We start from the raw sequence: 18,780 nt of genomic DNA on the forward strand, positions 1-18,780 counted from the left end.
CACTGCCTGAACGTGCCACCACGCTACCGCAGCATCCTCGGCGAAACCGCAGGTGGGGCTGCGCACCCCGCTCAGCTCCTGGCCTGGAGCCTCTCGGTGGTGGGCAGGACGCGGCGCAGGATGTCGGTCACGCTCAGCACGCCCACCACGCGGTCTCCGGTGGTGACGACGGCCAGCTGTTCACCCTCCTCCCGCATCCGGGCCAGCGCCTCGTACACCGGCATGTCCGAGGCCAGGTCGAACGCGCGCCGAGCCAGCTCACGCACCGGACGGCCCCGGTCCTCGGTGAGGGTGTCCCGGACGTGCACCACCCCGGGCAGGCCTCCGGTGGAGGTGGACAGCAGGATGCGCAGATGCCCGCTGCGTGCGGCGGCGTCATGGACATCGCCGACCGTGGCGCCCACGTCGACGGCGACAGGGTCGGGATCCTCAGGCATCAGGTCGCCCACCGTCAGCCGCTCCAGCTCGATGACCTCGGAGATCTGGGCCTGGGCATGGGTGTCGAGCGCACCCTTGGCAGCGGACTGTTCGACGAGCTGCCGGATGGTCTCCGCGTCCCGGCCGCCGACGGCGGCCCGGTCCACCGGCGTCACACCGCTGGCGGCGACCAGCCTGTTGGCCACGCCGTTGACACCCACGAGCAGAGGACGGACCACCGTGACGAAGCCGCGGGCGGGGATGCCCACCAGCTTGGCGGCCGTCTCCGGGTGCGCGATGGCCCACGACTTCGGAGCCATCTCACCCACCACGAGGTGAAGGAACGTCACGAAGAGGAGCGACAGCGCGAAGGACGTCCCGCCGGCCAGCCATCCGGGCACCCCGACCGTCTCCAGCACAGGCCCCAGCCAGCGGTCGACAGCAGGCTTGGTCACTGCGCCCAGGGCGAAGGTCGCGGCGGTGATGCCCAGCTGCGCCCCGGCGAGCATGAGGGTCAGCTCGTTGACCCCACGCAGCGCCGCCCGCGCAGACCGCGACGTGGCCGCGTCGACCTCCAGCCGGTGGCGGCGGGCGCCCAGCAGAGCGAACTCGATGACGACGAAGAAACCACTCAGGACGATGAGGAGCACCGTCACCAGGACGACGACCAGGGGGTTGCTCATCGGTCCTCCCCTCCATGCTCGGCCTCTGCTCCGAGACCGTCACCGTCGTCGGAGCCTGCACTGTCGGCGTCCGGTGTGGACCGGTCGTCCGCTGTCTCCTCGCGGTCGTGAGCCACGAGCCGCACCCTCAGCTCGCTCGGCACGTGCCGGGCCACCTCGAGCACCTCGATCTCCAGCGCGTGGTCGACCGGGGCGTCCGACACGAGCTCGCCCGGGTCCTGCGGCAGGTCCACCGTGATCACCCGGCCCACCTCCGGCAGCTCACCGAACTCCGCGATCACCAGGCCGGCCACCGTCTCGTAGTCGCCCTCCGGGAGGCGGTGTCCGACGGCACGGCCGACCTCGTCGAGGTGGACGTCCCCCTCCATGTGCCACTCGTGATCCGCACGCGCCACGATCCCCTCGGCCGTGCCCTCGTCGTGCTCGTCGGTGATCTCCCCGACGAGCTCCTCGGCGAGGTCCTCCATCGTGAGGATGCCGGCGAACCCGCCGTACTCGTCGATCACACAGGCCAGCTCCTGGTCCGCCTGGGCGAGCTCCTCCGCGGCGGCCGGCAGGGACATGAGGGTGGGCACGATCACCGGTGGTTGCATCATCGAGCTGACCGGGGCCTTCGCGTCCACAGGCTCCCGAAGGATGTCGGCGAGCTGCACGACCCCGACCGGTTCCCCGATCTCGTCCACGACGGGGTAGCGCGTGTGGGCCTGGGCCATCAGGACCCGCACCTCACCGATCTCCGTGTCCGGCCTCACGGCGTCGACCCGGGCGCGGGGGATCATCGCGTGCTCCACGTCCCGGTCCGGGAAGTCGAGGATGCGGTCCAGCAGCATCGACAGCTCCTGCGGCAGGTCACCGCTGTCGCGGGAGTCGGCCACGATGCGCTCCAGGTCCTGCGCGGTCGCCGTGGTGTCCAGGTCGTGGATCGGCTCGATCCCCACCAGCCGCAGCAGGAGGTTGGCCGCCTTGTCGAAGATGCTGATCAGCCAGCCGAAGACGGCCAGGTAGACCAGGGTGGACCGGGCCATCCACCGCGCCATCGGCTCGGCGTTGGCGATCGCCAGGTTCTTCGGGTAGAGCTCGCCGAACACCATCTGCACCACGGTGGCGACAGCCAGTGCAGCCACCGTCCCCACCGAGATGCTCAGCGCCGTCGGCACCCCCACGCCGCCGAGCAGGGTCCCCAGGGCCTCCCCCACCAGGGGCTCGGCCACATAGCCGACCATCAGCCCGGTGACGGTGATGCCGAGCTGGGCCCCCGAAAGCATGAACGAGGTGCGCCGGGTCACCTTCAGTGCCCGCTCAGCAGCCGCGTCACCGGCAGAGGCCCGCGCCTCCAGCCGGTTGCGGTCCACCGACATGTAGGCGAACTCCTGCGCCACGAAGTACCCGTTCGCGGCGATGATCACCAGGATCACCAGGATCCCGGCCAGCAGCAGCAGGACCGCGCCGATCATCGCCACCCACCTGTTGTGCGGGCACCGCACCGGAGCCGTGGCGCACCGACAGGGCACCGCAAGGACTGGGACATGCCACCCACACTAGCCAGCAGGGTCGTGAGGAGCAGACTGCTGCACGCCGGCTGCCCACCCGCCGGACGTCTCGGTGTGCCCATACCCGCTGGTCTGGTTAGGCTGCCTGTGAATACCGATGGACGACGGAAGGAGTCACCATGCGCAAGCTGACATTGCTGATCGGGGTCGGCATCGGCTACATCCTCGGCGCCAAGGCAGGCCGCGAGCGGTACGAGCAGCTCGCCGACCAGGCCGGGAAGGTCTGGTCCGACCCGCGGGTGCAGAGCAAGGTCGAGGAGGTCAAGGAGCAGGCCCCCGTCCTGGCCGGCAAGGCCAAGGAGCAGGCGAGCCACGCCGCCGACACCGCCCGCTCGAAGGTCTCGGGCCACGAGATCACGGACCAGGACGGCAGCTACGAGAACGCGACGGGCTCGGTCGACCCTGAGGGCCAGGTCACGGTCGACGAGACCGGCTTCGGCCCGGGCGGCGAGAAGCTGCCCTGACCCGCTGCACCACGAGCGGCCCGCACCTCCTGTGACGGAGGTGCGGGCCGCTGCTCGTCCGCCGTACGGCTCAGATCCAGAGCGCCGGCTCGGCGTAGAGCGCCTCGAGGGGGTCCTCCTGCCGCTGGGGCAGCCGGATGCGGGCGGGCACCCCCGTGGCGATAGCGTGGGCAGGCACGTCCTTGACCACCACCGCGTTGGCACCCACCTGGGCGCCGTTCCCGACGACCACGGGGCCCAGCACCCGGGCGCCGGCTCCCATCGTCACGCCGTCACCCACTGTGGGGTGACGCTTGACCCGCGCCATCGAGCGGCCGCCGAGCGTGACGCCGTGGTAGAGCATGACGTCGTCGCCGACCTCGGCGGTCTCACCGATCACCACGCCCATGCCGTGGTCGATGAAGAAGCGGCGTCCGATCCGCGCACCAGGGTGGATCTCGATGCCGGTGACCGAGCGGGTCACCTGCGAGAGCACTCGCGCGGGCAGCCTGGCTCCACGACGCCACAGGGCGTGCGAGACCCGGTGCGCCCACACGGCGTGCAGACCGGGCGAGGCGAGCACCATCTCCAGACGGCTCGTCGTCGCGGGGTCGCGGTCCAGGGCTGCGTCGACGTCCTCACGGACCCCGGCCCAGCCCCGGCGGAAGGAGTCGAGCATCAGTCGGTCAGGCCCTGGAACAGCACCGTCGACAGGTAGCGCTCGCCGAAGTCGCACACGATGACGACGATCTTCTTGCCGGCGTTCTCCGGGCGCCGGGCCACCTGGAGAGCGGCCCAGACGTTGGCGCCGGTGGAGATGCCCGACAGGATGCCCTCCTGGGTCGCCAGGTCCTTCGCGGTGCGCAGGGCGTCCTCCAGCTCGACGTCGACGACCTCGTCGTAGAGCTCGGTGTCGAGGATGTCGGGCACGAAGTTGGCGCCCAGGCCCTGGATCTTGTGCGGGCCTGGCTGCCCACCGCTGAGGATGGGGCTGTCCGCGGGCTCCACGACGACCAGGCGGATGTCGGGGTTCTGCTCCTTGAGGAAGCCGCCGGCCCCCGTGATGGTGCCGCCGGTGCCCACGCCGGCGACGAAGATGTCGACCGTGCCGTCGGTGTCCTCCCAGATCTCGGGGCCCGTGGTGGCCCGGTGCACCGCGACGTTGGCCGGGTTGGCGAACTGGCGGGCCCGCACGGCCCCGGTCTGCTCGGCGATCTCCTCGGCCCTGGCCACGGCGCCCTTCATGCCCTCGGGGCCGGGTGTGAGCACCAGCTCCGCACCGTAGGCCCGCAGCAGGGCTCGACGCTCGAGGCTCATCGTCTCGGGCATGGCCAGCACGACCTTGAAGCCGCGGGCGGCCCCGACCATGGCCAGCGCGATGCCGGTGTTGCCCGAGGTGCCCTCGACGATCGTGCCGCCGGGCTGGAGCGCCCCGGAGTCGACGGCCGCGTCGATGATCGCGTTGCCGATGCGGTCCTTCACCGAGGCGGCCGGGTTCTGCGACTCCAGCTTGACGATGACCTCGGCGTCGATGCCCTCCGTGAGGCGGTTGAGCCGGACGAGCGGGGTCTTGCCGATCACCTGGGTGATGTCGTCGAGGACGGGCACGGGTGCTCCTTCGTTTGGGGGTCAGGGACGCTAGGCACTAATACATCACCCAACGCCTGGTTATTCCACACGCGACCGCGACGCCGCTCCGCCCACCACCCGGCATACGCCTCTCATGACGGGAGCGGAGGGGGTCCGTAGGATTCGAGCATGTCACCCCTGAACGTCGCCGCCATCGTCGTCGGCCTGGGCGTCACGCTCGTGGCGGTCGCCCTGTTCGTGCGGACCGTCGCCGCGTTCCTCGCGCGCTTCCGTGCCGGCCAGCCCGCTCCCGGGCGCACCGGCGACCCGGGGCCGCGCACCCTGACGCTGGTGCGTGAGGTGCTGGGCCACAACCGGATGGCGCGCAAGCCCGGGGTGGCCGTCGCCCACTGGGTCGTCATGGTGTCCTTCGCCGTCCTCTTCCTGACGCTCGTCAACGCCTACGGCCAGCTCTTCGACCCGCGCTTCGACCTCTGGGGTCTGGCGCACTTCGCGCCCCTGGCCTGGTCGTTCGAGATCCTCGGCTGGGGCGCGGTCATCGGCATCATCGTGCTCATCGTGGTGCGCCAGCGGGAGCACCCCCGCGGGCAGGGCCGGCGCAGCCGCTTCTGGGGGTCCACCTTCTGGCAGGCGTATGTCGTGGAGGCGGTCATCCTCGGCGTCGGCCTGTGCATCGTGGCGCTGCGAGCGCTGGAGTACGCGCTGGGGGTCCTCGAGGGTGCGTCCTGGGCGACGCCGGGCAGCTTCCCGCTCACCGCCTGGCTCGGCGGCATGCTCGACGGGCTCTCGGTCGGCGCCCTGGAGACGGCGATCGTCCTCGTCGCCCTGCTGAAGATCCTCATCTCGATGGCCTGGCTGGTGACGATCGCGGTCACGCCGACGATGGGCGTCGCCTGGCACCGTTTCCTGGCCTTCCCCAACATCTGGCTCAAGCGCCACCCGGACGGTCGGACCTCCCTGGGCGAGGCCCAGCCGATCATGGTCGGTGGTGCGCCGATCGACTTCGAGGAGATCGAGGAGCTCGACGAGGACGCCGCCCTGGGCGTCGGCAAGGTGGAGGACTTCACCTGGAAGGGCCTGCTCGACTTCTCCACCTGCACCGAGTGCGGGCGCTGCCAGGAGCAGTGCCCCGCCTGGCACACCGACAAGCCGCTGTCGCCCAAGATGCTGGTCGTCAACCTGCGCAACCACCACCACGCCAAGGCCCCGTGGCTGCTGGCGAGCGAGGACGCACGGGCCGGCGACGGCATACCCGCAGAGGCGGTGGCCGAGGCACAGCGGGCCCTGGTCGGCGCCACCGAGGGCGACCCCACGGTGCCCACCGGCGGCGCCGTCATCGACCCCGAGGTGCTGTGGTCCTGCACGACCTGCGGCGCCTGTGTCGAGCAGTGCCCGGTCGACATCGAGCACGTCGACGCGATCGTGGACATGAGGCGCTACCAGACGCTCATCGAGTCGGCCTTCCCCAGCGAGCTGGGCGGGCTGTTCAAGAACCTGGAGAACAAGCAGAACCCGTGGGGCATGTCGGCCCGGGCGCGCATGGACTGGGCCAAGGACCTCGACTTCGAGGTGCCCCTGGCCGGTGCCGACGTCGAGGACCTGGACGAGATGGACTACCTCTTCTGGGTCGGCTGTGCGGGGGCCTTCGAGGACCGCGCGAAGAAGACCACCCGCGCGGTGGCCGAGCTGCTGCACATGGCCGACGTGAAGTTCGCGGTGCTCGGTGACGGTGAGACCTGCACGGGCGACCCGGCACGGCGAGCCGGCAACGAGTTCCTCTTCCAGATGCTGGCTCAGCAGAACGTCGAGGTGCTCAACGAGCTGAAGGCCACCAAGATCGTGGTCACCTGCGCCCACTGCTTCAACACCATCAAGAACGAGTACCCCCAGCTCGGCGGCCGCTACGAGGTCGTCCACCACACCCAGCTGCTCAACCGGCTGGTGCGCGAGAAGCGGCTCACCCCGGTGGCCCGTCCCGACGAGGCGCAGACCACCGGCGCTGCCTCCACGGCGGAGTCGGTGACCTACCACGACCCGTGCTACCTCGGCCGGCACAACGGCGTCTACGCCCCGCCGCGGGAGCTGCTCGGCGCACTGCCGGGGGTCGAGATGCGCGAGATGCCGCGGCACGGGCAGACGTCGTTCTGCTGCGGCGCCGGTGGCGCACGCATGTGGATGGAGGAGAAGCTCGGCACGCGGATCAACCTGAACCGCACCGAGGAGGCCCTGGCCACCGGCGCCGACCGGATCGCCATCGGCTGTCCGTTCTGCCGTGTCATGCTCTCCGACGGTCTGGCGCAGAAGCAGGGTGAGGGTGACGGCACCGACGGCGCCGGGGCCCGCGAGGAGGTCGAGGTGGTCGACGTCGCTCAGATGCTGCTCGCCGCCGTGCGTCGCTGACCGTTGCCAGGGAGATCCCACCCTCCCACTCGCGTTGCGAGGGAGATTCCGCCCCACCACGCCAGTTGCTAGGGGTGTTCCGTCCTCGCGCTCGCGTTGCCAGGGATATTCCGCTCTCGCAGTCACCTTGCCAGGGGTCCTGCATCCCTGGCGCCCGTGCGGGCCACACCCGACCGCACGGACCGAACGGCGCCCCCTACCTCTGGATCAGGCAGGGGGCGCCGGGGTGGAACCCCTGGCACGCAGGTCGCCGGGGTGCACAACCCCCTAGCAACCGGCGTCGCGGGGGTGCAAAACCCCTCGCACCGCGGGGTCGGGTGGGGTCGGGTCGGGTCGGGTCGGGTCAGAGGTTGTCGACGAACTCCCGGGCCACGTCCGCCGGCGACTCTCCGTCGACGACGACCCGCGAGAGCGCGTCGGTCATCTCCTCGGTCGTGAGCTGCGAGGAGAACTCGTTGAGCGCCTCGGCGATCGTGTCGTTGAGAGCGTCCTCGTTGACCAGAGGCACGATGTTCTGGGCCACGAAGAGGCTCTCGGGGTCCTCCAGGACGACGAAGTCGTTCTCCGGGATGGCCGGGTCGGTCGTGAAGATGTTGGCGGCGTCGATCTGGCCGTTGACCAGCGACTGCGCGGTGAGGTTGGAGCCTGCCGCCAGCGGCCGGAACGCCGAGAACTCCAGGCCGTAGACCTCACGCAGCCCGGGGACCCCGGTGTAGCGCTCCTCCCACTCGGGGGGCCCGCCGAGGACCAGGTCGCCGGCGACCGGCTCGAGGTCGGCGATCGAGGTCAGGTCGTACTCGTCCGCGGTCTCCCGGGTGACGACCACGGCGTCCTTGTCCTCCGCGTCGGAGGGCTCCAGGACGGTCAGGCCCTCCGGCAGCGCCTCCTGGAGCTCGGAGTAGACCCCCTCGGGGTCGGTGGACTCGGCCTCGGGGTTGAAGTACAGCGTGAGAGCGCCGGTGTACTCCGGGATGAGGTCGATCGAGCCGTCCTCGATGCCGGCGATGTAGGTCTCCCGGTTGCCGATGTTGAGCCGGGTGCTGACGTCGACGCCCGCGTCGTCGAGCACGGCGGCGTACATCTCCGCAAGCAGCGCGTTGCCCGGGAAGTTGGCCGAGCCGACGGTGACGGCGCCGGCCTCCCCACCCGTGGCAGCGGTGTCCTCGGACCCTGCGTCGGTGGTGTCCAGCGGGTCGTCACTGCCGCAGGCGGACAGTGTGAGGCCGGTGACGAGGGCGAGTGCCAGGACGGTCGAACGGGTCATGGGAGTCCTCCGAAGGGAGATGGGATGAGGTCCTATTCTGCACGTGCCAGGCCTGGCGACACGACGAGTCGCTGGGCCAAGCCAAACACGAAGTCGACAGTCAGTGCGAGCCCAGCGACCAACAGCGCACCGCCGGCCATCTCGGCGTAGTCACGGGTCGCCTGCCCGTCGATGAGGAAGCGACCCAGCCCGCCCAGGCCGACCACGGCCGCAATGGTGGCGGTGGCGATGATCTGCAGCATCGCCGAGCGCAGGCCGGAGAAGATCAGCGGCAGCGCGCACGGGATCTCCACCTGGGTCAGCACCTGCCCGCCCGTCATCCCCATCCCCCGCGCAGCGTCCCGTGCGGCGGGGTCCACCTGCTGCACCCCGGCATACACCCCCGACAGGACGGGCGGGATCGCCAGGACGACGAGCACGATGACGCTGGGGACGACGAACGCCGCCTCTCCGGAGAGCCGCGGCAGCAGGAGCAGCACCGCGATGAAGAGCACCCCCAGCGAGGGGACCGCCCGGAAGCCACCGGCCAGGTTGACCACGACCACGCGGCCGCGGCCGGTGTGGCCGATGTAGAGCCCGAGGGGCACGGCGATCAGCGCTGCCAGGAACAGCGCGAGGAAGGACAGCTGCAGGTGCGTGACCAGCTGCGCCCAGATGCCGCGGGCGCCCGACCAGTTGGCAGGGTCGGTGAGCCACTCGCCGACAAGGGAGATCATGCGCTCCTCCCTGCCGTCTGCCACGGGGTGAGCACCTTGGTCACGCCCAGGATGAGCACGTCGAAGAGGACTGCCAGCGTCACGCTCGCGATGACGCCCAGCACGATCGGCCCCATCGCGTTGCGGTTGAACCCGTCGGTGAACAGCGTGCCCAGCTGGGACACGCCCACCAGGGCCGCGACCGAGACGATGGACACGTTGCTCACGGCCGCGACGCGGAGCCCGGCCGAGATCACCGGCACCGCCAGTGGCAGCTCCACGGCGACCAGCCTGCGCAGCGGGGAGTAGCCCATGGCCGTGGCGGCCTGGCGCACGTGGTTGGGCACCGAGGACAGCCCGTCGGCGACCGTGCGGGTGAGCAGCGCGACCGTGTAGAGGGTCATCGCGACCAGCACGTTGACGGGGTCGAGGATCTGGGTGCCCAGGATGCCCGGCAGGAGGATGAACAGGGCGAGCGAGGGGATCGTGTAGAGCAGACCCGTCCCGGCGATCAGCGGGCCGTAGAGCCAGCGCCGCGTCAGCGCCGCCCAGCCCAGCGGGATGGCCAGGAGGAGACCGATCAGGAGGGGCAGCCCGGCCAGGTAGATGTGGTCGAGCGTCAGGCTCCAGACCTCACCCAACGGCACACCCCACACACTCATGCAGGCTCCTCGGGCGACAGGATCGTCTCGCCGGTGGCCCGAGGAGCAGCCTGTATGACGTGCAGCACCTCGTCGGGCCGCACCGTGCCGGCCAGCTCCGCGCCCTCGACGACGACCCCGCGACCGCTGGGGGACGACAGCGCCGCGTCCAGGTAGCCCCGCAGCGACCCGCCCAGCGTGGCGAGGGTGCCGCCCAGCTGGAGGTCCGTCGCGGACAGGGGGCCGGTGACCTCGTCGGCGTGCACCCAGCCCAAGGGTGCTCCGGCGTCGTCCACGACCAGCCGCCACTCCTCCCCCGGGCCGAGGCGGTCGCCGAGCCGCACCGGCGCCTCGTGGTGGATCGGCACCTCGGCCGTCTTGAAGCTCAGCGCGCGGTAGCCACGGTCACGGCCCACGAACGAGGCCACGAAGTCGTCCGCCGGATGCGCGAGGAGGTCGTCCGGCGAGGAGAACTGCGCGAGCCGGCCACCCTGGCGCAGAACCGCGATGCGGTCTCCCAGCTTGATGGCCTCGTCGATGTCGTGCGTCACCATGACGATGGTCGTGCCCAGGGCCTCCTGAAGCTTCAGGAACTCGTCCTGCAGGCCCTCGCGCACCACCGGGTCGATCGCGCTGAAGGGCTCGTCCATGAGCATCACCGAGGGGTCGCCGGCCAGCGCCCGGGCCACCCCGACCCGCTGCTGCTGGCCGCCGGAGAGCTGCCCGGGGTAGCGCTTCGCGTAGTCACCTCCGAGGCCGACGAGCTCGAGCACCTCCAGCGCGCGGTCGCGGGCGCGCTTCTTGTCCCACTTCAGCAGGGAGGGCACCGTCATGACGTTGGACAGGACCGTGCGGTGCGGGAAGAGCCCGGCGTGCTGGATGACGTAGCCGATGCCGCGGCGCAGCTCGGCCGGGGCCAGCGACCCGGTGTCCGTGCCGTCGATGAGGATGCTCCCCTCCGACGGCTCGATCATCCGGTTGATCATCCGCAGGGAGGTGGTCTTGCCACAGCCCGACGGACCCACCAGCACGGTGATCTTGCCCGCGGGCGCCTCGAAGGACAGGTCGTCGACCGCGACCGTGCCGTCCTCGAAGCGCTTGGTCACGCCGTCGAACCGGATCATGCAGCAAGACCCTAGCCTGCACCCCCGACGACGCGCCTGGTCAGGTGCACACCGGGCGGACCAGCACGGATGCCCTCAGATGCGGGTGCGGTGGAAGTTGGACCAGGAGCGGCTCGCCGTCGGGCCGCGCTGGCCCTGGTAGTGCGAGCCCTTCGCCTGGGAGCCGTAGGGGTGCTCGCTGGCCGAGGAGAGCTGGAAGAAGCACAGCTGGCCGATCTTCATCCCCGGGTGCAGCACGATCGGCAGGGTGGCGACGTTGCTCAGCTCCAGCGTGACGTGACCGGTGAAGCCGGGGTCCACGAAGCCGGCGGTCGCATGGGTGAGCAGACCCAGCCGGCCGAGGGAGGACTTGCCCTCCACCCGCGCCGCCACGTCGTCGGGCAGGGTGACCTGCTCGTAGGTCGACCCCAGCACGAACTCACCCGGGTGCAGGACGAAGCTCTCGGCCGGGTCCACCTCGACGAGGCGGGTCAGGTCGGGCTGGTCCTGTGCCGGGTCGATCACCGGGTACTTGTGGTTGTCGAAGAGGCGGAAGTAGCGGTCGAGCCGCACGTCGACGCTGGAAGGCTGGACCATCTCGGCGTCCCAGGGCTCCAGGCGCACGCGCCCGCTGGTGATCTGGGCCCGGATGTCACGGTCGGAGAGCAGCACCGGGACAGACTAACGGTCGACTTCAGGACGGCGCAGCGCGTCGGTTACACTGCCGTGGCACGCTTCGCGGGCGTAGTTCAATGGTAGAACATCAGCTTCCCAAGCTGAATACGCGAGTTCGATTCTCGTCGCCCGCTCCACCGGCCCTGCGGCCCGCATCATCCCAGGTCAGAGACCTGGTCCCGCACCCACTCCGCATACGCGTCGAGTGCCTGCGCCACCGGCACGGCCAGCAGCTCCGGCACGTCGTAGGGATGCTCGCGCAGCACGAGCTCATGGAGCCGGGGCAGGGCGTCTGTCGTGGTCTTGGCCAGCAGCAGCCACTCCTGCTCCGCCTGCACCTCCCCGGCCCAGGTGAAGACCGAGGTCATCGGTCCCAGGCACTGCACACAGGCAGCGGCCCGGGCTGCGACCGCGGCCCTGGCCAGGCGCAGCCCGGTCTCCTCGTCGGGGACGCTGACCCGCACCTCCAGCAGGGTGTCCATCACGCCCCCACCGCCGTGAGCGCCCGGTCCAGCGCCTCCGCACCCTGCCGTGCCTCGGCGGCGGTGATGACGCACGGAGGCACCATGTGGATCCGGTTGCCCATGGCCAGCGGCCAGATGCCCTCGGTCCGGCAGGCGGCGTGCAGGGCCCTGATCCGGTCGGCCGGCCACGGCTGCCGTGTCTGCGGGTCGGTCACCATCTCCACGGCCCACATCACGCCCAGCCCGCGCACCTCACCCACGTCGGTATGCCGTGCACCGACCTCCCGCAGCGCCGGGCCGAGCACCGTCTCCCCCAGCTCACGCGCGTGGTCGACGATGCCCTCGGACTGCATGATGTCGATGGCCGCGACCGCCGACGCGCAGGCCAGTGGGTGACCGGAGTAGGTCAGCCCACCGGTGAAGGATGTGTCGTCGAAGCTCGCGGCGACCGCGTTGCTCATGACGACGCCTCCCAGCGGCAGGTAGCCGGAGTTGACCCCCTTGGCGAAGACGACCAGGTCGGGGGTGACGCCCCAACGCTGGAAGGCGAACCACTCCCCGCAGCGGCCGAAGCCGGCCATGACCTCGTCGCAGACCATGACGATGCCGTGCTCGTCACAGATCTCGCGCACCCCGGCGAGGTAGCCCTCCGGCGGCACCAGCACCCCGTTGGACCCGACGACCGACTCGAGGACGACGGCAGCCACGTGCTGCGGCCCCTCGGCGGTGATGGTGTGCCGCAGGTGCTCGAGAGCCCGCTCGCACTCCTGCTCAGGTGTCTCGGCCCAGAACTCGGTGCGGTAGAGGTAGGGGCCCCAGAAGTGCACGACGCCGGGTATGCCGGGCTCGCTGCCCCATCGGCGCTGCTCACCGGTCACGGTGATCGCCCCGGCCGTCCCGCCGTGGTAGCTGCGGTAGGCGGCCAGGACCTTGTGCCGACCGGTGTGCCCGCGTGCCAGCCGGACGGCGTTCTCGATGCCCTCGGCGCCGCCGTTGGTGAAGAAGACCTTGTCCATGCCCTCCGGTGCCAACGCGGCGATGCGCTGGGCAGCCTCCGCCCGTGCCTCGTGGGCGAAGGAGGGCGCGACCATCACCAGTCCCTGCGCCGCCTCGACCACGGCGGCGGTCAGCTCCGGGTGCTGGTAGCCGATGTTGACGTTGACCAGCTGCGAGCAGAAGTCGAGGTAGCGGGTGCCGTGGTGGTCCCAGAACCAGGCCCCCTCGCCCCCGGCCAGGGGGAGCGGGTCGAGACCTCGCTGGGCCGACCACGAGGTGAACACGTGCTCGCGCGTGAGGCGACGGATCCGGGCGTCCCGGTCCTCCGGGGCTGCGGAACGATGGGTCATGGTGCAGAGCGTATGCCGGTCTCGTCGCTCGTCACGACGTGGGAGTCGGCGGGGTGAACCGCCCGTCGACGGCCGTCCAGCCACCGTCGACCACGACCTGGGACCCGGTGACGAAGCTCGCGGCGTCGGAGGCCAGGTAGAGGACCGCCCCGACCATCTCCGACGGTTGCGCCCACCGACCCAGGGCGCTCTTGCTCGCGTAGGCCTCGGCCCAGGCCGCGTCCTGCTTGATCTGCGCGGTGAGCGGTGTCTCGACGACTCCCGGTGCCACCGTGTTGACCCGCACGCCCTGAGGGCCCAGCTCGGCAGCCAGGGTGCGTACCATCTGCAGCATCCCGGCCTTCGTGGCGGCATACACACCCTGGCCGGGCTCGACCGTGACCGACCGGATGGAGCCGAGCGCGATGACCGACCCCTGCCCACGCTCTGCCATGCGCGGCGCGAACGCCTGCATCGCGTTGAACGTGCCGCCCAGGTTGAGACCGGTCACGGCCGCGAACTCCTCCAGGGAGTAGTCGAGCAGCCTCTTGCGCACGTTGCGCCCGACGGTGACCACGAGGACGTCGACGTCGCCGAGCTCCTTCGCCCGGTCCGCGAGGGCCACGGCGTCCAGCACGTCCGCCTCGTGGGCCGTGTGCGCGCCGGGCCGCACGGCCTGCGCGTGGTCGGCGGCGCCTCGGGCGACCGCAGGGTCCTTGTCCAGGCAGGACACGCGGGCGCCCTGGGCGGCCAGCCCGGCGACGATCTCGTGGCCGATGCCCCCACACCCCAGGACGACGGCATGCCTGCCGTCGAGACGGAACAGCTGCGCGTAGTCCATAGGGACCTCCTCGTCGTCGACCGTGCCGGGCTCAGCGCCGTGACCCCGGTCCTGCTGGACCCACTGTCGCACCGACGGTGCCTCCACGGTCACTGCGGGCCCTGTTGTGGACCGCCGGAGGCTGCCACACTCGGATGTGGACGACCCGAGGCCGGCGGCGGACGGCGCCGGGGGCTGTCGGGCCCGAGAGGAGACCCACCATGTCCGTTTCCCTGGCCCGTCCTGGTGCCGTGGCCGCGCTGGTGCTGGCCGGTGTGCTCGGCGGCGGCGGTGCGGTCGCCCACGCCGACCCGGCCCCGCCCGGCCCCGCACAGAGGGCCGCCGGCTCCTTCGACGCCACGGTCGACTTCACCTCGCTCGTGGCGCAGGAGGTCCGGGGCAACAAGTGCGAGCTCACGGTCGCGGGCGTCCTGACCTTCACCGGCACGGTCGAGGGCACGGCCACCGGCACGACCACGGCGGTGGTCTTCGCCCCCTGCGCCGAGGCACTGAGCCTTCCCCCAGGGGCCTTCTTCGACGTCTTCGGCTTCGAGGGCACCTTCGTCGGTGCGGTCGACGGCACCCCCGCCGCCGGCGAGCTGAGCTACGCGGGCGTCACCCGGGTCGGTGGCGGCATCGACGCCACCGTCCTCCTCGACGCCGACGCGGCCCGCGCGGTGCTCAGAGCCGATGCCCAGGTCGCGGTGGGCGGCACCTACTCCGGGGTCGCCCAGTCCGGCTGAGCACCGGCACGCACGCGCTGCTAGTCGAAGACGACGGTCCGCGACCCGCGCAGGATGATGCGGTGCTCGGCATGCCATCGCACAGCACGCGACAGGGCCATCGCCTCGAGCTCCTGGCCCACCCTGGCCAGCTCCCCCGGCGCCATCCGGTGGTTCACACGACGGAAGTCCTGCTCGATGATCGGCCCCTCGTCCAGGTCCGCCGTCACGTAGTGCGCGGTCGCGCCGATGACCTTGACCCCCCGGTCGTGCGCCTGGGTGTAGGGCTTGGCGCCCTTGAAGCTCGGCAGCAGGGAGTGGTGGATGTTGATGATGCGCCCCGGCATCTCCGCGCACATCCGCTCGGAGAGCACCTGCATGTAGCGGGCCAGGACCACCGTGTCGATGGCACACTCGGCGAGGAGCGCGCTGAGGCGTGCCTCGGCCTCGGGCTTGGTCCCAGCAGTGACGGGGATGTGGTGGAACTCCACACCGTGCCACTCCGCGAGGGCGCGGAAGTCGTCGTGGTTGGACACGATGACCGGGATCTGGATCGGCAGCTGTCCGGTCCGCACCCGGAACAGCAGGTCGTTGAGGCAGTGCCCCATCCGGCTGACCATGACCAGCACGCGGTGCGGCCGGGCCATGTCGTGCACCTGCCACTGCATCGAGAACGCCTCGGCCACGGGAGCAAAGGCCGCGCGCAGCGCCTCGACGTCCAGGGCCGTGTCCCCTTCGCGCAACAGGTGCATCCGCAGATGGAACTCGCCGGAGACGGGGTCTCCGAACTGCTGGCTGTCCAGGATGGTCAGGTGCTGCTGCAGCATCGCCCCGGACACCGCGTGCACGATGCCGACCCGGTCGGGACACGAGACCGTGAGGACGAAGTCGCGACCGGCAGGGCGGTTGCTGGGCATGTGCTCGCTCATAGCCGCGACAGCATAGCCCGGCGCAGAACCCGTGCTCCCCGTCGTCAGCTCATCGCCCGAGGCCTGCCTCGTCCACCTTCCGGTGGTACCGCATACCGGTCACACCGCCGAGGACAGCACCGAGCAGGCTCACGACCGCCACCGCGACTGCGACGACGATGCCCGCCGTGCTCAGGTCTCCCTCGTTGACGGGGATCCTCGGGAAGGCGTTGAGGTCGACGAGCACGTTGTAGCTGTCTCCGGCCACGGCGCCGAGCACAACGACGAGCACCGCGACAAGGACGGCCCAGACCCAGACCGCCACGCCTTGCAGAGCCCCGTTGAACCGCGCCATCCGCCCGGCGACATAGCCCCCGCTGAAGTAGGCCACGAAGACGATCACCAGCAGCACGGCCCCACCGACCAGGCCCACGGTCTCCGGGTCAGCCGTGGCCTCCTCGACGGTGGTGTCGGTGGCCAGGCTCACGGCCGTGCCTGCCGCGGTCAGCACTGCCGTCAGCAGCACTGCCATCCCGGTCGCGGTGAGCCAGCCGAAGAAGGCCGAGCCGAGCTTGATGCCGCCGTAGGCCTCCTTCTCGCGAGCGACCACCGCATCTCGGTCGACCGCCGTCTCGTACCGGCGGTCCGCGGGCTCGTCGACGCCACGACGACCGGGACGAGGCTCGTCCCGGTCGTCGTGGCGTGCCGGTGGCACCGGCCGGTCCGCAGGGCCGTCGTGCGGGCTACCGCCTCGCACGCCCTCGTCCCGTCCGGCGCCGGTGCTCATCGCCGGCGGTCGCTGTCCGGCACGTCCGCCTCGATCTCCTCCTTGCGGACGTCCTCGCTGACCTCCTGCTGCTCGGTCACGGTGTCCTTGTCCATGCGGACACGCTCGACCGGCACGGTCTCCTTGTCGACGACCACGCGCTCCTCGCTGAGGGTCACCTCGTGGTCCTCGTCGGTGAGGTCGCCACCCCTCGTGGCCTGGTCACGGTTGGCGTCCGTGATCGGCTCGCGCTCGACGTGGACCTCCTCGCGCTGCACCGGCACCGTCTTGGTGACGTGGTCGGTGACCACGTGCTTGCGCAGACGGGCCTTGCCGGTGTCGACCTTCTCGGTGCCGACGTGCAGCTGCTCCTCGGAGCGGGTCATCGCGTCGTCGGTCTCCGGGCCGGAGGTGTCGTGCCCGACGGTGCCACGGGAGCGGTCGCGCCCGAGGTCGTCGTCGTCGGTCTCCGGGTAGGGGTGGATCACGTCGTCGTGCACCGGGGAACCGGCCGTCGTCTCGTGGTCGGAGTCCACGTTGCCATGACCCCGGGTGCCGCCGTAGGAGACGCCGTAGTAGCGGTAGAGCTCCTGCTCCTGCTGCGGCGAGATGTGCTCGTCGGCGTCCAGCCGGGGCGCATCCTTGACCTTGTCCTTGCTGAACGGCACGCGGACCTCGCTGCCCTGCACGGACGCCTGCTGCAGCGGCACGAAGGACTCGGACGTGCCGAACCAGCCGGTGTTCACGGTGACCCACTCGGGCTCACCGCTGTTGTCGTCGAGGTAGACCTGGCCCACCTTGCCGATCTTGTCGCCGGACTCGTCCAGGACGACGCCGTCGTCCATCAGGGTCGCGATGTTCTCCTTGGTGATCATGGTGCTCCTCACGTCGTAGGTGCATGGGTCGGCACGGCCTCCAGACAGGGTGTCCGCCGTGCCTCCCTCGTTCTTCTCCACGGCACCACGCGGCATACCGGCCTGCAAGCCGAATGACCTCTGCGCAGGTCAGGGCCCCGCGTCGGCCTGCTCGTGCCACCGTCGCAGGTCCTGCTCGGCGCCACGGAAGGCCACCAGCTCGAGCAGCTCGCCGTCGGTGAGTGCCACCACCAGACGAGGCGCCGAGCGCCCCGGCGTGCCCGGCTCGATCCACGCGACGCGGCTCCAGGGCACGCGTCGCGGCCGCCCCGGCAGCGTGCTCAGCAGGACCAGACCCTCGGGGCCAGCGATGTAGCGCTGGCGCCCGGTGACGACGAACACGACCAGGAAGAGGCCGGCGACCACGAGACCCAGGAGCCCCCACAGCCAGGTGCCCGTCGTCAGGGCGACGCCGACCGACACCACGCCCCAGGTCACGCCCAGGACGGCGTTGGCGATCCAGGTCAGGTGGCGCCCCGGGAACCACTGGGCTCTGCGCTGCCGTTGATCCACGTCTCCAGTGTGCGCGTCGCCGCTGCTCGCGGGCCTAGCATGGCGGCATGACCGAGCTGCGGACCCCGGCCGAGATCGAGCAGATGCGGCCGGCGGGCCGGTTCGTGGCCGACGTGCTGCGCACCCTTGAGGATGAGGTGGCACCCGGCACCAACCTGCTCGACATCGACGCCCGCGCCCGGCAGATGATCCGGGACGCAGGGGCGACCAGCTGCTACGTCGACTACGCGCCCGCCTTCGGGCGCGGTCCCTTCGGCCGGGTCATCTGCACCTCCGTGAACGACGCCGTCCTGCACGGGCTGCCGCACGACTACCCGCTCGCCGCGGGCGACCTCCTCACGCTTGACTTCGCCGTGAGTGTCCAGGGCTGGGTCGCCGACTCGGCCGTGACCTTCGTCGTCGGCGGGGACGGGACCGAAGAGGACCAGCACCTCATCGCCACCACGACACGTGCCCTGGACGCCGCCATCGAGGTGGCCGTCGTCGGCAACCGTCTCGGTGACGTCTCCGCCACCATCGGCGCGGTGGTCCGGGAGGCGGGCTTCGAGGCCAACACCGACTTCGGTGGACACGGGGTAGGGCGCACGATGCACGAGGAGCCGCACGTGCCCAACGACGGCAGTCCGCACCGTGGCCTGCCGCTGCGACCCGGTCTGGTGATCGCGATCGAGCCGTGGGTGATGGCGGGCACCGCGCGGCTGGTCGTCGACCCCGACGGGTGGACGTTGCGCAGTGCCAACGGCCGTCGGACGGCCCACAGCGAGCACACCGTGGCGGTGACCGCGGACGGGCCGCTCGTCCTCACGGCTCGCTGACGCTGTCGCCACTCGGGTCGCGCCCACAGACCCGCGACAGGTCGGGACCTGTCACAGCACCGGTCAAGACTC

General features: G+C 70.9%; 20 protein-coding genes and 1 tRNA gene. 5 read left to right on the plus strand and 16 right to left on the minus strand.

Annotation, left to right across the window (positions count from 1 at the left end; genetic code table 11):
• Positions 1-71: 71 nt before the first annotated feature.
• Positions 72-1,100 (minus strand): CNNM domain-containing protein, encoded by a 1,029-nt coding sequence (locus LVO85_RS11775; protein ID WP_232747663.1) that lies wholly within the window; start codon positions 1,098-1,100, stop codon positions 72-74.
• Positions 1,097-2,554, minus strand: a complete 1,458-nt coding sequence (locus tag LVO85_RS11780) for a hemolysin family protein (protein ID WP_232747664.1) — start codon at positions 2,552-2,554, stop codon at positions 1,097-1,099. The genes LVO85_RS11775 and LVO85_RS11780 overlap by 4 nt, the downstream gene beginning before the upstream one ends.
• Positions 2,555-2,769: 215 nt before the next feature.
• Between LVO85_RS11780 and LVO85_RS11785 the strand changes: the two genes are divergently transcribed.
• The gene (locus LVO85_RS11785) at positions 2,770-3,114 is read left to right on the plus strand and encodes a YtxH domain-containing protein (RefSeq protein WP_232747665.1); all 345 of its coding nucleotides are present in this window, start codon (positions 2,770-2,772) and stop codon (positions 3,112-3,114) included.
• Between the two features lie 70 nt (positions 3,115-3,184).
• Here LVO85_RS11785 and epsC read toward each other — a convergent pair whose 3' ends face one another.
• Both epsC and cysK read right to left on the minus strand, forming a co-directional pair.
• Positions 3,185-3,772: a serine O-acetyltransferase EpsC gene (gene epsC, locus LVO85_RS11790; protein ID WP_232747666.1), complete on the minus strand. Its 588-nt coding sequence runs from the start codon at positions 3,770-3,772 to the stop codon at positions 3,185-3,187.
• Complete coding sequence (cysK, locus tag LVO85_RS11795) at positions 3,772-4,701, minus strand: cysteine synthase A (RefSeq protein ID WP_232747667.1); 930 nt, start codon at positions 4,699-4,701, stop codon at positions 3,772-3,774. The genes epsC and cysK overlap by 1 nt, the downstream gene beginning before the upstream one ends.
• A gap of 150 nt (positions 4,702-4,851) precedes the next feature.
• Between cysK and LVO85_RS11800 the strand changes: the two genes are divergently transcribed.
• Positions 4,852-7,083: a (Fe-S)-binding protein gene (locus LVO85_RS11800; protein WP_232747668.1), complete on the plus strand. Its 2,232-nt coding sequence runs from the start codon at positions 4,852-4,854 to the stop codon at positions 7,081-7,083.
• A 343-nt stretch (positions 7,084-7,426) separates the two neighbouring features.
• Here LVO85_RS11800 and LVO85_RS11805 read toward each other — a convergent pair whose 3' ends face one another.
• The 5 genes from LVO85_RS11805 to dcd all read right to left on the minus strand — a co-directional run bounded on the left by LVO85_RS11805 (position 7,427) and on the right by dcd (position 11,458).
• A complete protein-coding gene (locus tag LVO85_RS11805) occupies positions 7,427-8,347 on the minus strand; it encodes an ABC transporter substrate-binding protein (protein ID WP_232747669.1) in 921 nt (306 codons plus the stop codon).
• A gap of 32 nt (positions 8,348-8,379) precedes the next feature.
• Positions 8,380-9,063, minus strand: a complete 684-nt coding sequence (locus tag LVO85_RS11810) for an ABC transporter permease (protein ID WP_232747670.1) — start codon at positions 9,061-9,063, stop codon at positions 8,380-8,382.
• On the minus strand, positions 9,060-9,704 hold the full coding sequence (locus LVO85_RS11815; protein WP_232747671.1) for an ABC transporter permease: 645 nt from the start codon (positions 9,702-9,704) through the stop codon (positions 9,060-9,062). Before LVO85_RS11815 ends, LVO85_RS11810 begins: the two co-directional genes overlap by 4 nt.
• The gene (locus LVO85_RS11820) at positions 9,701-10,807 is read right to left on the minus strand and encodes an ABC transporter ATP-binding protein (RefSeq protein ID WP_232747672.1); all 1,107 of its coding nucleotides are present in this window, start codon (positions 10,805-10,807) and stop codon (positions 9,701-9,703) included. Before LVO85_RS11820 ends, LVO85_RS11815 begins: the two co-directional genes overlap by 4 nt.
• A gap of 75 nt (positions 10,808-10,882) precedes the next feature.
• Positions 10,883-11,458 carry a dCTP deaminase gene (gene dcd, locus LVO85_RS11825; protein WP_232747673.1) on the minus strand — a complete coding sequence of 192 codons (576 nt, stop codon included), beginning with the start codon at positions 11,456-11,458 and terminating at the stop codon, positions 10,883-10,885.
• Positions 11,459-11,524: 66 nt separating this feature from the next.
• On the opposite strand from dcd, the gene LVO85_RS11830 reads away from it, so the two are divergent.
• Positions 11,525-11,598, plus strand: a tRNA-Gly gene (locus LVO85_RS11830).
• 18 nt (positions 11,599-11,616) lie between these two features.
• On the opposite strand, the gene cutA is transcribed toward LVO85_RS11830, so the two are convergent.
• Genes cutA through LVO85_RS11845 form a run of 3 tightly spaced genes read right to left on the minus strand, consistent with a single transcriptional unit; the run spans position 11,617 to position 14,163 of the window.
• Positions 11,617-11,943 carry a divalent-cation tolerance protein CutA gene (cutA, locus tag LVO85_RS11835; protein WP_232747674.1) on the minus strand — a complete coding sequence of 109 codons (327 nt, stop codon included), beginning with the start codon at positions 11,941-11,943 and terminating at the stop codon, positions 11,617-11,619.
• Positions 11,943-13,271 (minus strand): aspartate aminotransferase family protein, encoded by a 1,329-nt coding sequence (locus LVO85_RS11840; RefSeq protein WP_232747675.1) that lies wholly within the window; start codon positions 13,269-13,271, stop codon positions 11,943-11,945. The genes cutA and LVO85_RS11840 overlap by 1 nt, the downstream gene beginning before the upstream one ends.
• A 31-nt stretch (positions 13,272-13,302) precedes the next feature.
• Positions 13,303-14,163, minus strand: a complete 861-nt coding sequence (locus LVO85_RS11845; protein WP_332875431.1) for an SDR family oxidoreductase — start codon at positions 14,161-14,163, stop codon at positions 13,303-13,305.
• A gap of 128 nt (positions 14,164-14,291) precedes the next feature.
• Here LVO85_RS11845 and LVO85_RS11850 point away from each other — a divergent pair, with 128 nt between their 5' ends.
• The gene (locus tag LVO85_RS11850; RefSeq protein ID WP_232747676.1) at positions 14,292-14,813 is read left to right on the plus strand and encodes a hypothetical protein; all 522 of its coding nucleotides are present in this window, start codon (positions 14,292-14,294) and stop codon (positions 14,811-14,813) included.
• Between the two features lie 20 nt (positions 14,814-14,833).
• On the opposite strand, the gene purU is transcribed toward LVO85_RS11850, so the two are convergent.
• The 4 genes from purU to LVO85_RS11870 form a co-directional block, all read right to left on the minus strand.
• Positions 14,834-15,721 carry a formyltetrahydrofolate deformylase gene (purU, locus tag LVO85_RS11855; RefSeq protein ID WP_232747677.1) on the minus strand — a complete coding sequence of 296 codons (888 nt, stop codon included), beginning with the start codon at positions 15,719-15,721 and terminating at the stop codon, positions 14,834-14,836.
• Positions 15,722-15,770: 49 nt separating this feature from the next.
• The gene (locus tag LVO85_RS11860; protein ID WP_232747678.1) at positions 15,771-16,487 is read right to left on the minus strand and encodes a hypothetical protein; all 717 of its coding nucleotides are present in this window, start codon (positions 16,485-16,487) and stop codon (positions 15,771-15,773) included.
• Positions 16,484-17,341, minus strand: a complete 858-nt coding sequence (locus LVO85_RS11865) for a DUF2382 domain-containing protein (RefSeq protein ID WP_232747679.1) — start codon at positions 17,339-17,341, stop codon at positions 16,484-16,486. Before LVO85_RS11865 ends, LVO85_RS11860 begins: the two co-directional genes overlap by 4 nt.
• A 129-nt stretch (positions 17,342-17,470) precedes the next feature.
• The gene (locus tag LVO85_RS11870) at positions 17,471-17,893 is read right to left on the minus strand and encodes a hypothetical protein (RefSeq protein ID WP_232747680.1); all 423 of its coding nucleotides are present in this window, start codon (positions 17,891-17,893) and stop codon (positions 17,471-17,473) included.
• Positions 17,894-17,940: 47 nt separating this feature from the next.
• Between LVO85_RS11870 and map the strand changes: the two genes are divergently transcribed.
• Positions 17,941-18,708, plus strand: coding sequence for a type I methionyl aminopeptidase (gene map, locus LVO85_RS11875; RefSeq protein ID WP_232747681.1), 768 nt, complete (start codon positions 17,941-17,943; stop codon positions 18,706-18,708).
• The last annotated feature ends 72 nt before the right edge of the window (positions 18,709-18,780 follow it).

Source organism: Ornithinimicrobium sediminis, from assembly GCF_021272345.1.
Classification (GTDB): Bacteria; Actinomycetota; Actinomycetes; order Actinomycetales; family Dermatophilaceae; genus Ornithinicoccus; species Ornithinicoccus sediminis_B.

What these genes read in the sequence shown, in the direction of transcription:
- LVO85_RS11860 (WP_232747678.1), bottom strand. Translation starts at nt 16,487, where the DNA reads ATGAGCACCGGCGCCGGACGGGACGAGGGCGTGCGAGGCGGTAGCCCG.
- LVO85_RS11840 (WP_232747675.1), bottom strand. Translation starts at nt 13,271, where the DNA reads ATGACCCATCGTTCCGCAGCCCCGGAGGACCGGGACGCCCGGATCCGT.
- LVO85_RS11775 (WP_232747663.1), bottom strand. Translation starts at nt 1,100, where the DNA reads ATGAGCAACCCCCTGGTCGTCGTCCTGGTGACGGTGCTCCTCATCGTC.
- LVO85_RS11850 (WP_232747676.1), top strand. Translation starts at nt 14,292, where the DNA reads ATGTCCGTTTCCCTGGCCCGTCCTGGTGCCGTGGCCGCGCTGGTGCTG.
- cutA (WP_232747674.1), bottom strand. Translation starts at nt 11,943, where the DNA reads ATGGACACCCTGCTGGAGGTGCGGGTCAGCGTCCCCGACGAGGAGACC.
- LVO85_RS11810 (WP_232747670.1), bottom strand. Translation starts at nt 9,063, where the DNA reads ATGATCTCCCTTGTCGGCGAGTGGCTCACCGACCCTGCCAACTGGTCG.
- LVO85_RS11865 (WP_232747679.1), bottom strand. Translation starts at nt 17,341, where the DNA reads ATGATCACCAAGGAGAACATCGCGACCCTGATGGACGACGGCGTCGTC.
- purU (WP_232747677.1), bottom strand. Translation starts at nt 15,721, where the DNA reads ATGAGCGAGCACATGCCCAGCAACCGCCCTGCCGGTCGCGACTTCGTC.
- LVO85_RS11800 (WP_232747668.1), top strand. Translation starts at nt 4,852, where the DNA reads ATGTCACCCCTGAACGTCGCCGCCATCGTCGTCGGCCTGGGCGTCACG.
- LVO85_RS11805 (WP_232747669.1), bottom strand. Translation starts at nt 8,347, where the DNA reads ATGACCCGTTCGACCGTCCTGGCACTCGCCCTCGTCACCGGCCTCACA.
- epsC (WP_232747666.1), bottom strand. Translation starts at nt 3,772, where the DNA reads ATGCTCGACTCCTTCCGCCGGGGCTGGGCCGGGGTCCGTGAGGACGTC.
- LVO85_RS11815 (WP_232747671.1), bottom strand. Translation starts at nt 9,704, where the DNA reads ATGAGTGTGTGGGGTGTGCCGTTGGGTGAGGTCTGGAGCCTGACGCTC.
- LVO85_RS11785 (WP_232747665.1), top strand. Translation starts at nt 2,770, where the DNA reads ATGCGCAAGCTGACATTGCTGATCGGGGTCGGCATCGGCTACATCCTC.
- LVO85_RS11780 (WP_232747664.1), bottom strand. Translation starts at nt 2,554, where the DNA reads ATGATCGGCGCGGTCCTGCTGCTGCTGGCCGGGATCCTGGTGATCCTG.
- map (WP_232747681.1), top strand. Translation starts at nt 17,941, where the DNA reads ATGACCGAGCTGCGGACCCCGGCCGAGATCGAGCAGATGCGGCCGGCG.
- LVO85_RS11820 (WP_232747672.1), bottom strand. Translation starts at nt 10,807, where the DNA reads ATGATCCGGTTCGACGGCGTGACCAAGCGCTTCGAGGACGGCACGGTC.